Source organism: Streptomyces sp. E-08 (assembly GCF_049913095.1).
Lineage (GTDB): Bacteria > Actinomycetota > Actinomycetes > Streptomycetales > Streptomycetaceae > Streptomyces.
This window is the reverse complement of record NZ_CP183971.1, coordinates 6,488,345-6,502,192: the sequence shown is the minus strand read 5'-3', so window position 1 is coordinate 6,502,192 and position 13,848 is coordinate 6,488,345. Positions and strand designations below refer to the sequence as shown.

The 13,848-nt window shown below is 74.1% G+C and carries 12 protein-coding genes; 8 read left to right on the top strand and 4 right to left on the bottom strand.

Going from position 1 to position 13,848, the window contains the following annotated elements; all coding sequences use genetic code 11:
• Nucleotides 1-39: 39 nt before the first annotated feature.
• The 3 genes from ACN9MM_RS29875 (at nt 40) to ACN9MM_RS29865 (ending at nt 3,328) form a co-directional block, all read left to right on the top strand.
• Nucleotides 40-1,473 (top strand): DUF692 family multinuclear iron-containing protein, encoded by a 1,434-nt coding sequence (locus tag ACN9MM_RS29875; RefSeq protein WP_426366816.1) that lies wholly within the window; start codon nt 40-42, stop codon nt 1,471-1,473.
• Between the two features lie 2 nt (nt 1,474-1,475).
• Nucleotides 1,476-2,519, top strand: a complete 1,044-nt coding sequence (locus ACN9MM_RS29870; protein WP_426366815.1) for a TIGR04222 domain-containing membrane protein — start codon at nt 1,476-1,478, stop codon at nt 2,517-2,519.
• Between the two features lie 62 nt (nt 2,520-2,581).
• A complete protein-coding gene (locus ACN9MM_RS29865) occupies nt 2,582-3,328 on the top strand; it encodes a TIGR04222 domain-containing membrane protein (protein ID WP_426366814.1) in 747 nt (248 codons plus the stop codon).
• A gap of 156 nt (nt 3,329-3,484) precedes the next feature.
• On the opposite strand, the gene hemQ is transcribed toward ACN9MM_RS29865, so the two are convergent.
• Both hemQ and hemG read right to left on the bottom strand, forming a co-directional pair.
• The gene (gene hemQ / locus ACN9MM_RS29860) at nt 3,485-4,198 is read right to left on the bottom strand and encodes a hydrogen peroxide-dependent heme synthase (protein ID WP_041663021.1); all 714 of its coding nucleotides are present in this window, start codon (nt 4,196-4,198) and stop codon (nt 3,485-3,487) included.
• Between the two features lie 17 nt (nt 4,199-4,215).
• A complete protein-coding gene (gene hemG / locus ACN9MM_RS29855; RefSeq protein ID WP_426366813.1) occupies nt 4,216-5,679 on the bottom strand; it encodes a protoporphyrinogen oxidase in 1,464 nt (487 codons plus the stop codon).
• A 138-nt stretch (nt 5,680-5,817) separates the two neighbouring features.
• Between hemG and ACN9MM_RS29850 the strand changes: the two genes are divergently transcribed.
• Nucleotides 5,818-6,843 (top strand): DUF4349 domain-containing protein, encoded by a 1,026-nt coding sequence (locus ACN9MM_RS29850; RefSeq protein WP_426366812.1) that lies wholly within the window; start codon nt 5,818-5,820, stop codon nt 6,841-6,843.
• A 9-nt stretch (nt 6,844-6,852) separates the two neighbouring features.
• Nucleotides 6,853-8,226, top strand: coding sequence for an FAD-dependent oxidoreductase (locus ACN9MM_RS29845; RefSeq protein WP_426366811.1), 1,374 nt, complete (start codon nt 6,853-6,855; stop codon nt 8,224-8,226).
• 57 nt (nt 8,227-8,283) lie between these two features.
• On the opposite strand, the gene hemE is transcribed toward ACN9MM_RS29845, so the two are convergent.
• Complete coding sequence (gene hemE, locus ACN9MM_RS29840) at nt 8,284-9,360, bottom strand: uroporphyrinogen decarboxylase (protein ID WP_382866823.1); 1,077 nt, start codon at nt 9,358-9,360, stop codon at nt 8,284-8,286.
• Between the two features lie 91 nt (nt 9,361-9,451).
• On the opposite strand from hemE, the gene ACN9MM_RS29835 reads away from it, so the two are divergent.
• The 3 genes from ACN9MM_RS29835 to ACN9MM_RS29825 all read left to right on the top strand — a co-directional run bounded on the left by ACN9MM_RS29835 (nt 9,452) and on the right by ACN9MM_RS29825 (nt 12,413).
• Nucleotides 9,452-10,144: a DUF3000 domain-containing protein gene (locus tag ACN9MM_RS29835; RefSeq protein WP_382866826.1), complete on the top strand. Its 693-nt coding sequence runs from the start codon at nt 9,452-9,454 to the stop codon at nt 10,142-10,144.
• A 239-nt stretch (nt 10,145-10,383) separates the two neighbouring features.
• Nucleotides 10,384-11,049 carry a response regulator transcription factor gene (locus ACN9MM_RS29830; protein ID WP_189806049.1) on the top strand — a complete coding sequence of 222 codons (666 nt, stop codon included), beginning with the start codon at nt 10,384-10,386 and terminating at the stop codon, nt 11,047-11,049.
• 80 nt (nt 11,050-11,129) lie between these two features.
• Complete coding sequence (locus ACN9MM_RS29825; protein WP_426366810.1) at nt 11,130-12,413, top strand: ribonuclease D; 1,284 nt, start codon at nt 11,130-11,132, stop codon at nt 12,411-12,413.
• Between the two features lie 66 nt (nt 12,414-12,479).
• Here the strand turns inward: ACN9MM_RS29825 and ACN9MM_RS29820 are convergent, their stop codons facing one another.
• A complete protein-coding gene (locus ACN9MM_RS29820; RefSeq protein ID WP_426366809.1) occupies nt 12,480-13,604 on the bottom strand; it encodes an alpha/beta hydrolase in 1,125 nt (374 codons plus the stop codon).
• Nucleotides 13,605-13,848: the final 244 nt, after the last annotated feature.

Sequence of the window (13,848 nt, the reverse complement as noted above, 5' to 3'; positions counted from 1 at the left end):
GGCCATCAGGTGAGGGACTGAGGACCGAAGGAGGGGGACATGACGGAACTCGGCATCGGCATCGGGTGGCGTCCTGAGATCGCCGAGGCGGTCGAGGCACTGCCCGGAGTCGACTGGGTGGAGGTCGTCGCGGAGAACATCTGCGCGGACCATCTGCCCGACTCCCTGACCCGGCTGCGCGAGCGCGGCGTGACGGTCGTGCCGCACGGCGTCTCGCTCGGGCTCGGCGGCGCGGACCGGCCGGACCCGGCGCGGCTCGCGGCGCTCGGGGAGAAGGCGGTGGCCCTGGGGGCGCCGCTGGTCACGGAGCACATCGCGTTCGTACGGGCCGGGGGGCCGCTCACCGCGACCCCGCTGCTCGAAGCGGGCCACCTGCTGCCCGTGCCCCGGACCCGGGACGCGCTCGACGTGCTCTGCGAGAACGTGCGGATCGCGCAGGACGCGCTGCCCGTGCCGCTCGCCCTGGAGAACATCGCGGCCCTGATCTCCTGGCCCGGCGAGGAGATGACGGAGGGGCAGTTCCTTGCGGAGCTGGTGGAGCGTACGGGGGTACGGCTCCTCATCGACGTCGCCAACCTGCACACCAACCACGTCAACCGGGGCGAGGACCCGGCCCGCGCCCTGTCCGAGCTGCCGGTCGAGGCGATCGCGTACGTGCACGTGGCGGGCGGGGTCGAGCGGGACGGCGTCTGGCACGACACCCATGCCCACCCGGTGCCGCGCGCGGTCCTCGACGTCCTGGCGGACCTCACGACACGGGTGTCCCCGCCGGGAGTCCTCCTGGAACGCGACGACGACTTCCCGCCGGAGGAGGAACTGGCGCAGGAGCTGGAAACGATCCGGACCACGGTGGGCCTGCGTTCCGCCGGGGCGATGGGGGTCCCCCCGGACGAAGTCCCGGGGAGGGTGGGCACCGCCCACGCGCACGGCGCCCGATCGCTGGTACCCGCACCCCGGGAGGCTTCGCTCCTGATCGGCGCGGGAGCAAGGGTCTCGGGAGGCCCGATGCCGGCTGCGGCCCCCGTCGTCGAGGAGCCCGTCACCGAGGCCCCCTCCGCGCGAGCCGGCGCCCGCCAGCGCCTCGCCGTCACCCAGGCCTCCCTCCTGTCCGCGCTCGTCGCCGGCACCCCCGTCCCCGAAGGGTTCGACACCCGGCGGGTCGGGGTCCAGAGCCGCGCCCTCGCCGCCAAGCGGGCCGGGGTCGTCTCGAAGGTCGCGCCGGAGCTGCCGGAGATCCTCGGCAAGGGCTTCCGTCCCGCGTTCCTCGCGTACGCCCGGTCCCGTCCCATGACCGGCGGCTACCGCCGGGACGCCCTCGACTTCGTCGAGCACCTGCTGCTCACCGGGCGGCCGGAGGACCCGGCAGCCCGGCGACAGCTCACGGAGTGGTGGCAGGACCGTTCCGGCAGCCGCCCGCCCGGCCGCGCCACCCGGCTCCTACGGGCCGCCCGTCACGCCCTCGTCCGGAGATGACCATGGACCTGCTGCTCACTCTCGTCTACGTCGTGGGCGCCGTCGGCATCGCCCTCGTCGTCACCCGGGTCGTCCGGACGCGCCGCGGTACCGGCGGACCGGTCCACGACCGGTACGAGCTCGCGTTCCTCAACGGCGGCCCGGCCCGGGTCGTGGACACCGCCCTCGTCGCGCTCCAGGCCGACGGCAGGCTGGCGGTCGGCGGCCCCGGCATCGTCGCGGTCGTCCGCCCCACCGCGCACGACCCGGTGGAGCGCGCCGTCCTCCAGGAGCACGCCGCCGCCCCGCACGGGGCCCTGCACCACCTGCGGCTCGGGGTGATGCGGCACCCCGCGGTCCAGGAGATCGGCGACGCGCTCGCGGCGCGCGGTCTCGTGGTCGCGCCGGCGACGCGGCGGGTCACGGCCCGCTGGTGCGCCGCCCTCGTCCTGACGGCCTTCGCGCTCTTCCCGGTCTCGATCGTCCTCACGGTGATCGACTTCTCCTCCGACATGGAGTTCCGGCTGCCGTTCGTCTTCAAGGCGGCGCCGATCCTCTTCACCGCGCTGATCACCGGCATCGTCTGCGGGTCGGTCGCCGCCCGGCAGGTCACCTCGGCCGGCCGTCGCGCGGTCCGCGCGTACGGGAGGGACCACGGTCACGTCGCGGACCCGGGGCATCTCGTGGCCCTGCACGGGCTGCGGGCCGTGCCGGACCCGGTGCTCCGGGAGCAGCTCGTCGCCGCCGCCCGGTTCTACGCGCCGCCGCGGCGGCGGAACCAGCGGGGCCGGAGGCCTGCCGCGTCCCACTCCCCGTCGCACTTCTCGTCCTCGGACGCGGCCGTGCTCGGGGTGGCGACCGAGTGGTGCGCGACCAACAGCTCCTGCGGAGGAGGCAGCGGCGGCGGTTCCTGCTCGGGCGGTGGGAGCTCCTGCTCGTCCGGGTCCTGTTCCTCGGGATCCTCCTGCTCCTCGGGCTCCTCGTGCTCCAGCGGCAGTTCCTGTTCCAGCTCCAGCAGCTCTTGTTCGAGTTCGAGTTCCAGCTCGTGCTCCAGCTCCAGCAGCTGAGCGGGACCGGCCGGGCGGCCGTTCGGGTGGCGGGCCCGGCCTTCCTCCCGTAGAACCGGGACATGGTCTGGGTTCCGCTCCTCCTGGTGGCGTTCGTGGCGGCCGGTGCCGGCTGCGTGCGGGTCTGCCGTGCCTCGATCGCGGCCGCCCGTCCCCACGAGGCCCGCGGCGGTACGGACGAACTCACCGTGTGCGAGGCGGCCTACCTCGCCGGCGGGCCGCTCCGGGTCACCGATCTGACCCTGGTGTCGATGCACCGGGCACGGCGGCTGCTGCTGGCCCGCACCGGCTGGGCCACGGTCGTGGACACCGCGGGCGGCGGCGGGGACGAGCTGGAGTGCGCGGTGCTGGGTGCCATCGGGCCCGGCGGGCAGTCGCCGGTCCCCGCCGTCCGTCCGGTGATCGCCGCCGCCGAGCCCGTACGCCTCCTCGCGGACGGTCTCGTCGAGCGGGGTCTCGCCGTGTCCGAGGAGGGCCGCCGGGAGCTCGCCGCCGGGGTGCGGGCGGTGCGGGCGGGGTTCCTGCTGACGCTGGTGCTCGGGACGGTCGCGGCGCTCCTCGTGCCGGAGGGCGAACGGGCCCCGGTCCTCGCCGGATTCGCGCTGCCGCTGATCGGCTCGGGGCTCTGCCTGCTGATCGGGCTGATCGACGTGTACCCGTACACCCGCTGGGCGTCGCCGGCCGGGCAGCGCCTGCTCGCCGGGCTCTCGCCGGCCGATCCGCTCACGGCGCTCGCGACGCGCGGTCCCGCCGTGCTGGAGCCGGAACTCCGCGCGGCCCTGAAGCCGTGGGAAAGGTCCCGGAAATGACGCCGGTGCGGCGCGCGAGACGCGCGCCGCACCCGGAGCCGGACCCGGTGTCGCTGGAGCGGCGGGACATGGTGCCGTCCGCCGTCTGATCTTCCGGGTCGAGGGGTGGCGTGCCCGGCCGGAGGCCGGGCGCACCACCAGGTTCATCTGCGGCCGTCAGGCCAGGCCCGCCACCAGGTCGGCGACGCTCTTGCGACGGCCGGTGTAGAACGGGACCTCCTCGCGGACGTGCATCCGCGCCTCGGAGGCGCGCAGGTGGCGCATGAGGTCGACGATGCGGTGCAGCTCGTCGGCCTCGAAGGCGAGGAGCCACTCGTAGTCGCCGAGCGAGAAGGAGGCGACCGTGTTGGCGCGGACGTCGGGGTAGCCGCGGGCCATCTTGCCGTGGTCGGCGAGCATGCGGCGGCGGTCCTCGTCCGGCAGCAGGTACCAGTCGTAGGAGCGCACGAAGGGGTACACCGAGACGTAGTCGCGCGGGTTCTCGTCGGCCAGGAAGGCCGGGATGTGCGACTTGTTGAACTCGGCCGGGCGGTGCAGCGCCATGTTCGACCAGACCGGCTCCAGGGCGCGGCCCAGCTTCGTACGGCGGAAGAGGTTGTACGCCTCCTGGAGCTCGTCGCTCGTCTCGGCGTGCCACCAGATCATGACGTCGGCGTCGGCGCGCAGACCGGACAGGTCGTACGTGCCGCGGATCGTGATGTCCTTGGCCGCGAGCTGGTCGAACAGCTCCTGGACCTCGTCGGCGTAGCCGCCGCGGTCCTCGGGGAGAACGTCGCGCAGCTTGAAGACGGACCACAGGGTGTAGCGGATGACCTCGTTGAGGTCCTTCGCCTTCTTACCGGCGTTCGGGATCTTTTCGGGCGCACTCATACGCCTATTCTCGCCCGTCACCGGGAGTGCCCCGCACCGGGGTCGGTCCTTTTCGACGTGGCGATGATCTCGTCGGCGGCGCGGTGGGCCGAGGCGACGCAGGCGGGGATGCCGACGCCGTCGTAGGCGGCGCCCGCGAGACGCAGTCCGGGGAGGGCGGCGACGGCCGCCCGGACGCGCGCGACGCGGGCGAGGTGGCCGACCGGGTACTGCGGCAGGCCGCCGATCCAGCGGGTGACCGTGCCCGCGACCGGGTGCGCGGTGAGGCCGGTGGCGGCAGCGAGGTCCTTGAGGGAGGCGGCGACGAGATCGGAGTCCTCGCGGTGGACCTGCTCCTCCTCGCCGTGGCGGCCGACGGAGGTGCGCAGGACGAACAGGTCGGGGGCGCCGTCGGCGACCCACCGCCACTTCTGCGAGGAGAAGGTGGATGCCTTGATCGTGTGGCCGTCGACGGGCGGCACGAGGAAGCCGGAGCCGGCCAGGGCGGGCATGTCGGTACGGCGGAAGGCCAGCGTGACCAGGGCCATGGAGGCGTAGTCGATCTCGTCGAGCCCCGTGGCGGCGGCCGGGGCGTGGCCACCGAGGAGTCCGGCGGCGATGCCGGCGGGGGTGGCGAGGACGACGGCGTCGGCGTCGAACGTCCGGTGCCGGGTGACGACCTGCCAGCCGGTGGTGCCGGTGCGGACGAGCGCGTCCACGGACGTTCCGGTGTGGATCTCGCCGCCGGCGGCGCGGATCGCGGCGGCGACCGCGCCGGGGAGGGTGCCGATACCGCCCTCGATGCCGAGGAAGGCGGAGCCGCCGAGGCCGGTGGCGGCGCCCGCCGCGTCGGCGGGGGTGGCGGCGCCGGCCCGCTGGACGGCGTGGACGGCCGCGGTGAGCGTGGGGTGGACGCGGGCGGCCTCGAAGAGGGCGGGGACGGCGGCCTTCATCGAGATGCGGTGGGCGTCACCGGCGTACACCCCGCCGAGCAGCGGTTCGACGAGCCGGTCGACGACCTCGTGGCCCATCCGGGCGGCGACGTACGCGCCGATGGCGATGTCCTCGCCGATCTCGGTCGGCGGCAGCTCCAGGTCGCCTGCGATGCGGCGCACGCCCTCCGCGGAGAGGAGCCCCCCGACGGCGGTGGGGTCGCCGGGGACGCCCATGACGTGCCCCTTGGGCATGGGGACGAGCTCGCCCCGGGACCAGACGGACGCGGTGGTCGTCGCGGGGGCCTGGAGCCGGTCGCCGAGGCCGACGGCCCGGGCGAGGGCGACGGCCTCGGGGCGGCGGGCGAGCAGCGATTCGGCGCCCAGGTCGACGGGCGCGCCCGCGATCTCCCCGGCGAGGAGCTTGCCGCCGAGCCGGGAGTCCGCTTCGAGGAGGGTCACCCGGTGGCCGGCGAGGGCCAGCCGGTGGGCGGCCGCGAGTCCGGCGATCCCGCCTCCGGCGACGACGGCATGAGGCCCGGCGTGGTGTCCCGTGATGTCCGCGTTCATGGCACCACTCTCTCAAACGCCCCGCCCGCTCCCGTTCCGAGGCCGGACCGTGACCGCATCGCTACCGCCGGAGGGCAACCCACTGCGGAGGCCCGTACGTCCAAGGGGCATCACTCACCACCACCCTGGGGGGAACTCGTGCGGACAGCGCGAACGAGAACGGCGGCCGCGGTCCTGCTGACGGCCGCACTCGTCCTGACCGGCTGCGGTGCCGGGTCCACGGACGCGGCCTCGGACAGCAAGGCCGGCACGGCGGCGAAGCCCGCCGACGCGGGCCGGGAAGGGGCGGCCGACAGCAGCGGCTCGGGGGCCGCGGGGAAGCCCGCGTCGAAGGTGCCGGAGCAGAAGCACGTCATCCGTACCGCCGAGCTCTCCGTCGAGGTGAAGGACGCGGCGAAGGCGCTGGCCGCGGCCCGCCGGGCGGCGGTGGACGCGGGCGGGCACGTGGAGAACGAGTCGACGGAGCGGGTCGACGACACGCACCTCACCTCGCAGATCGTGCTGCGGGTGCCGCAGGAGAGGTACGACTCCGTGCTGACCGGGCTCGCGGGCGCCGGGAAGCTCCTCGACCGCAGGGCGGACGCCAAGGACGTCACCGACCAGGTGGTGGACGTGGACAGCCGGATCGCCACCCAGCGGGCCAGCGTGGCGCGGGTGCGGGCGCTGATGGAGCGGGCGGAGAAGCTGTCCGACGTGGTGACCCTGGAGGGCGAGCTGAGCCGCCGCCAGGCGGACCTGGAGGCGCTGCTCGCCCAGCAGGCCACGCTGAAGGACCGGACGACGATGGCGACGATCACCCTCCGCCTCTCCGAGCCGGAGAAGTCGGGTCCGGAGGAGCGGGAGGAGGGACGCCCCGGCTTCGGTGACGCCCTCAGCGGCGGCTGGAACGCGCTGGTGGGCGCGGCGGCCTGGATCGGGATCGTCCTGGCCGCGCTGGCCCCGTGGCTCGTGGTGGCCCTGGCCGTCTTCGTCCTGTGGCGCCGTCTCGTCCGCCCGCGCCTCGCGGCCCGCGCCCGGCCGGCGGCCCCCGCGCCCGGCCTGCCGGACACCCCGCGGAACGCGGCGGGAGCGGCCGTGGCTCCGGAGGCCCCGGGGGCTTCCGGAGCCGGTCCGGTGCCCGGGTCCCCGACGCCTCCGCGTCCCCGGGAGACTCCCGAGAAGTAGTTTCGTCCCATGAGCGAACGACTGGTGGTCATCGGTGGCGACGCGGCGGGCATGTCCGCCGCGTCGCAGGCGCGCAGGCTCAAGGGCCCCGGGGAGCTGGAGATCGTCGCCTTCGAGCGCGGGCACTTCTCCTCGTACTCGGCCTGCGGCATCCCGTACTGGGTCGGCGGGGACGTCGCCACGCGCGGGGAGCTGATCGCCCGCTCCCCGGAGGAGCACCGGGCCCGTGACATCGATCTGCGGATGCGGACCGAGGTGACGGAGATCGACGTGCCGGGGCAGCGGGTCCGCTCGCGGGACCTGGAGTCGGGTGCGGAGGCGTGGACGGGTTTCGACAAGCTGGTGATCGCGACCGGAGCGCGGCCGCTGCGCCCGCCGCTGCCGGGTATCGACGCGCCCGGGGTGCACGGGGTGCAGACCCTCGACGACGGCCAGACGCTGCTCGACTCGCTGTCCGGGACGCCGGGGCGGCGGGCGGTCGTCGTCGGTGCCGGGTACATCGGGGTGGAGATGGCGGAGGCCCTGCTGAACCGGGGCTACGAGGTGACGGTCCTGACCCGGGGCGAGCAGCCGATGGCCACGCTCGATCCGGACGTGGGGCGGCTCGTGCACCGGGCGATGGACGGGCTCGGCATCAGGACGGTCGTCTCGTCTCCGGTGACGAAGGTCCTGACGGGCCCGGACGGCCGGGTGCGGGCGGTGGTGACGGACACGGACGAGTACCCGGCGGACGTGGTGGTGCTGGGCACGGGCGTCGTGCCGGAGACCTCGCTCGCGCGGGCGGCGGGGCTGCCGCTCGGGGCGTACGGCGGGCTGCTCACCGACCTGGCGATGCGGGTGCGGGGCCACGGGAACATCTGGGCCGGCGGCGACTGCGTGGAGGTCCTGGACCTGGTCTCGGGCCGGGAGCGGCACGTGCCGCTGGGCACGCACGCGAACAAGCACGGCCAGGTCATCGGCTCGAACGTCGGCGGCGGGTACGCGACCTTCCCGGGCGTGGTGGGCACGGCGGTTTCGAAGGTGTGCGACCTGGAGATCGCGCGGACGGGCCTGCGGGAGCGGGACGCCCGGGAGGTGGGGCTGCGGTTCGTGGCGGTGACGGTCGAGTCGACGAGCCGCGCGGGCTACTACCCGGGGGCGGCGCCGATGACGGTGAAGATGCTGGCCGAACGGCGCACGGGACGGCTGCTCGGGGTGCAGATCGTGGGCCGGGAGGGTGCGGCGAAGCGGGTGGACATCGCGGCGGTGGCGCTCACGGCGGGGATGACGGTGGAGGGGATGACGGCGCTGGACCTGGGGTACGCGCCGCCGTTCTCGCCGGTGTGGGACCCGGTGCTGATCGCGGCGCGCAAGGCGGTGGCGGCGGTCCGCGCGGCGGGCTGAGGAACGGCGACGCCTCCGCCCGGTGGGGCGGAGGCGTCGGCGGGGCGTGGGTGACCGTCAGACGGCCGTCCGCGTGTGCACGTACTCGACGAGCCGGGACAGGGCGTCCGGGTCCATGGCCGGCATGACGCCGTGGCCCAGGTTGAAGACGTGGCCCTCCAGGTCCTTCGCCGCGGCCAGGACCTCGTCGGTCTTGGCCTCCACGACCTCGCGCGAGGCGAAGAGCACGGCGGGGTCGAGGTTGCCCTGGAGCGCCTTGCCGGGGCCGACGCGACGGGCGGCCTCGTCGAGCGGGACGCGCCAGTCGACGCCGACGACGTCCGCTCCGGCCTCGCCCATGAGGCCGAGGAGCTCGCCCGTGCCGACGCCGAAGTGGATGCGCGGGACGCCGTAGCCGGCGACGGCGTCGAAGACCTTCGTGGAGGCGGGCATCACCGAGCGGCGGTAGTCGGCCGGGGCGAGGGCGCCGACCCAGGAGTCGAAGAGCTGCACGGCGGAGGCGCCGGCCTCGATCTGCACCTTGAGGAAGGTCGAGGTGATCTCGGCGAGGCGGTCGAGCAGGTCGGCCCAGAGCTGCGGGTCGCCGTACATGAGCGCCTTGGTGTGCTCGTGGCTGCGCGACGGGCCGCCCTCGACGAGGTAGCTCGCGAGGGTGAAAGGCGCGCCGGCGAAGCCGATGAGCGGGGTGTCGCCCAGCTCCTCGGTGAGCATGCCGATGGCCTCGGTGACGTAGTGGACGTCCTCGGGGGTCAGGTCGCGTAGCCGGGCCAGGTCGGCGCGGGTGCGGATGGGGTCGGCGACGACCGGGCCGACGCCGGGCTTGATGTCGAGGTCGATGCCGATGGCCTTCAGCGGGACGACGATGTCGCTGAAGTAGATGGCGGCGTCGACCTTGTGGCGCCGTACCGGCTGGAGCGTGATCTCGGTGACCAGCTCGGGCCGCATGCACGACTCGAGCATCGGGATGCCCTCGCGGACCTTCAGGTACTCGGGGAGCGAGCGCCCGGCCTGCCGCATGAACCAGACGGGGGTGTGCGGCACCGGCTCGCGTCGGCACGCCTTGAGGAACGCGGAGTCGTACGTCCGCGACTGCTGCTTCGTCTGCTGGCCCGTGGGGCGGTCATTGGCACTCACGCCCAGAATCTTCGCATGTGGCGGGAAGCCGCTCGTCCGGGCCGGGTGTCCCTCCCTGCACGGAGGCCCCGTTCCGCCTACTCTTCCCCGCATGGCTGCGGCTCAGGGACATTTTTCCGATCATTCCGACGGCGATCGAGGGACGGACGAAACGGCGGACAGTACGGAGACGAACCCGGTTCCGCCCGCGTTCCGGCGGGCGGTGGAGGCCTTGCGGTCGGCGAGGCTGCGGCCCGAGATCGAGATCGACCCGACCAGGCCGCCGCAGCGCCTCGCCCCGTACGCGTACGCGGTGGAGGCGGCCGTGGTGGAGGGCGAGGAGGACCTGGCGGACGGGCGGCTCGTGCTGCTGCACGATCCGGACGGGCACGAGGCCTGGAAGGGCACGTTCCGTCTGGTGACCCTGGTCAGGGCGGAGCTGGAGCCGGAGATGGCGGCGGACCCGCTGCTGCCCGAGGTGTGCTGGTCCTGGCTGACCGGGGCCATGGAGGCGCGGGGGCTGGCGTACGGGGAGGCGAGCGGGACCGTGACGATGGCGGGCTCGCACTATTTCGGCGGTCTCGCGGACCGCAGGCCGGCGACGCAGATCGAGATCCGGGCGTCGTGGACGCCGCGGGAGGGTCTGGGCGGCGTGCCGGACACGGGGGCGCACCTGGCGGCCTGGTGCGATCTGCTGTGTCAGATCGCGGGGCTGCCCCCGGCACCGGCGGATCCGGGGGCGGGGACGGTGACGGGTGCGGGGGTCGTCTCGCTGCCCCAGCGACGGGGGCCGCAGGGGGCCTGAGGCCGCCCCTGCCGGGTCCTTTCGGGGTCCCTCGTGGGGGTGACGGGGCGGGGCCCGCTCGTAGGATGATCGATCACGTATCCGAATTGCCCTAATTGTTACTCACCAAATCGTGATCTTTCCCTAAAGGCGGGCGGCCCAGCTGCCGAAGGAGTCAGTGACCCCTTCACAGCACGGGTTCGCCCCCGGCTTCTTCCCCGAGCCGGCCCCGTCCCGCACCCTTCCCCCCAGGAGGCCTGGTGTCCGTTCTCCTCGAGCAGCCCGCAAGCCTGGTCGCCTACCGCCCGAACAAGCCGACGGCCATGGTCGTCGTGGCCGACCCACGCGTCCGCTCCACCGTCACCCGCCACCTGTGGGCCCTCGGAGTGCGCGACGTGATCGAGGCGTCGTCCATCGCGGAGGCCCGTCCCCGCGTCGGCAACCCGCGCGACATCTGCGTTGCCGACGTCCACCTGCCCGACGGCAGCGGCCTGACCCTGCTGTCCGAGACCCGCGCCGCGGGCTGGCCCAACGGCCTCGCCCTCTCGGCCGCCGATGACATCGGCGCCGTACGCAACGCCCTGGCGGGCGGCGTGAAGGGCTATGTCGTCACCGGTACCCGCACCAACATCGGCCACCCCACCCGCCCCGGCGCCGCCCCCATCGGCGCCGGTGCGGCCCGCCTCGGCCACCGCCGCCCCCCGGGTGCCCCGAGCCACCCGGGCGGCTACCGCGAGCTCTCCGGCCGTGAGGTCGAGGTGCTGCGGCTCGTCGCGGAGGGCCAGTCCAACAAGGCGATCGGCGTCTCCATGGGCCTCTCCGCCCTGACCGTCAAGAGCCACCTCGCCCGCATCGCCCGCAAGCTGGGCACCGGGGACCGCGCCGGCATGGTCGCGGTGGCCCTGCGGACGGGGATCATCCACTGACGGCCGGTGGACACGGGCCCGCGCCTGTCGACGGAACGTTCCGTCGACAGGCGCTTGCCGTTCACCGATACCCTTGACACGTGACCGACGCCCAAGAGACCGCCGCAGACACAGCACTGCGCACCACCGGGGGCGGCCCCCCGGACGACGATGTCCCTGCGAATGGGCTTCCGATCCCGTTGCTGGAGCCCCGCGAGGGGATCCCGCCCGTCGTCGAGACAGAGGACGCCCTCGCCGAGGTGATCGCCGCGTTCGCCGCCGGAAGCGGTCCCGTGGCCGTGGACGCCGAGCGCGCCTCCGGTTACCGCTACGGCCAGCGCGCCTATCTCGTGCAGCTCCGCCGCGAGGGCGCGGGCACCGCGCTCGTCGACCCCGTCGGCTGCCCCGACCTCTCGGGGCTCGGCGAGGCACTCGCCGGGACCGAGTGGATCCTGCACGCCGCGACCCAGGACCTCCCGTGCCTGCGCGACATAGGCATGCGCCCCACCTCGCTGTTCGACACCGAGCTCGCCGGCCGTCTCGCGGGCTTCCCGCGGGTCGGCCTCGGCGCGATGGTCGAGTCCGTCCTCGGCTACGCCCTGGAGAAGGGCCACTCCGCCGTCGACTGGTCCACCCGCCCGCTGCCCGAGCCGTGGCTCCGGTACGCGGCCCTGGACGTCGAGCTCCTCGTCGACCTGCGGGACGCCCTGGAGAAGGAGCTCGACCGGCAGGGGAAGCTGGAGTGGGCCCACCAGGAGTTCGACGCGATCGCCTCGGCCCCGCCCGCCCCGCCCCGCAAGGACCCGTGGCGCCGGACCTCCGGCATGCACAAGGTGCGCCGCCGCCGTCAGATGGCGGTCGTACGGGAGCTCTGGACGGCCCGCGACAAGGTCGCCCAGCGGCGTGACGTCTCCCCCGGCAAGGTGCTGAGCGACGCGGCGATCGTGGAGGCCGCCCTCGCGGTGCCGGTGAACTCGGGCGCGCTCCTCGCGCTGCCCGGCTTCGGCAACCGGATGAACCGCCGTCAGCTGGAGCAGTGGCAGGCCGCGGTGGACCGGGCCAGGGCCCTCCCCGAGAGCGAGCTCCCCCAGCCGGGCCAGCAGGTCGCGGGCCCGCCCCCGCCGCGCGCCTGGGCGGACAAGGACCCGGCCGCCGCGGCCCGCCTCGCGGCGGCGCGCACGGCGGTCTCGGCGCTCGCGGAGGAACTGAACCTCCCGCAGGAGAACCTCATCACCCCGGACACGGTGCGCCGGGTCTGCTGGGAACCGCCGGCCCCGGGCACCCCGGACGCGGTGGCGGCGGCCCTCACCGGCCACGGCGCCCGGCCGTGGCAGGTGGAGCTGGTGACCCCGCTCCTGGTGAAGGCGCTGACGGCGACGGCCTGAACCCGCCCGGAGAGCCCCCGGTGCCCGCAGGGGCGCCGGGGGCTCCGCCGTGTCCCGGGACGGGCCCTACGGGGCCGGGCTGAGGTTCCCGTCGAGGTCCATGTCGAAGACACCCTGGGTCTTGCCGTCGACCTTGAGGTGTTTGAGCCAGTGCTTCGAGAGCTCGTGCACGTTCCCGTGCTGGATCTCCCACGGGACGGAATGCCCCGCGCAGTCCAGCTTGACCATCAGCTTGTGGGCGCCCGCGACGGAGTTGTAGAGCGCGGGGACGGAGAAGTTGAGTTCCGGGTTGGTGCTGGGCGGTTTCGTGTTGGCCTGCCTGTCGTGCTCCCCGTACACGAGCAGCACGGGCACGCTTCCGCCGAGCACCCCGCCCTGCGCCGCGGTGGTCTCGTTCCATCCCCACCGGGCGAAGCTCCGGTACCGGCTGAGCCCGTCGATGTTCCCCCAGACGCTGCCGACCGGATCGCTCTTCAGCAGCGCGTCCCAGACCACGTCGACGATGCCCTCCTCACGCTGACCGTCGCAGTGCAGTTCGCCGGCCCAGCCCTGGTCCAGTCCCTTCTTCGTGCTGAGGTTGGTCGGGAAGCCCGGCACCGGCAGCGAGGCCGGAGGATTCGAGGTGCCCTTGGCCGGGAAGATCGGCGCCAGCAGGAACAGGCTCTCGACCTCGCCGGGGTTCTTGACCGCGTACGGCCCCATCCAGAACGCGGCGGCGGACCAGCCGACGAAGGCGACCTTGTCCGCCTCGCACAGCTTGCGGATGAACGTCACGACGGTGCGCAGCTCGTCCCGGTCGCTGTTGGAGTCGTTCAGCTGGTACGGGTAGTTCGGCGGGCCCGGCGTGAATCCCGGCGGCCGCGGCGTCAGCAGGTTCTGCTGGTTGGGGTTGACGTTGCGGGGGTCGCCCATCATGGGCCGCGCCGAGAGGCCGGAGCCCTGGAGGTCCATCAGGAAGACGTCGTAGCCGGCCTGCGCCAGCGCCCCGGCCCAGCTGTACGTCTTGTACCGGAGGTCGAAGCCCGGGAGCACCGGGACGCTCCGGCCGTGGAGCATGAGGACCGGCTTGCGCTTCTGTCCGGGGGGCGTGCCGTTCCGCTCCCGTACGAAGAGCTCGACCTCCTCGTCCTTGTTGGCGGGGACGGTGGACGTGTGCCAGACCCAGTGGTCGGTGGTGGTGACCTTCGCCATGGGAGTCCGTTCTGTCAGGGGGGCCGGGGCCCTGCGCCCCGGTCCGGCCAGCGTCTTCCGGGCGGGGGGCGGGTGCCACGGCACGGCCGCCCGCCTGGGCCCATCGGGTTGCCGGACCGTCCCAACGGAGGGGCGCGCGGGAGGGGCGCGCGCAGTGGTGCGGGGTGTGACCTTCACCGCTTGGCCCTCAGGGGGTGGGCAGCTTGGTTACCCACAAGTAGCATGGGGGGAGCAAGCGCACGCT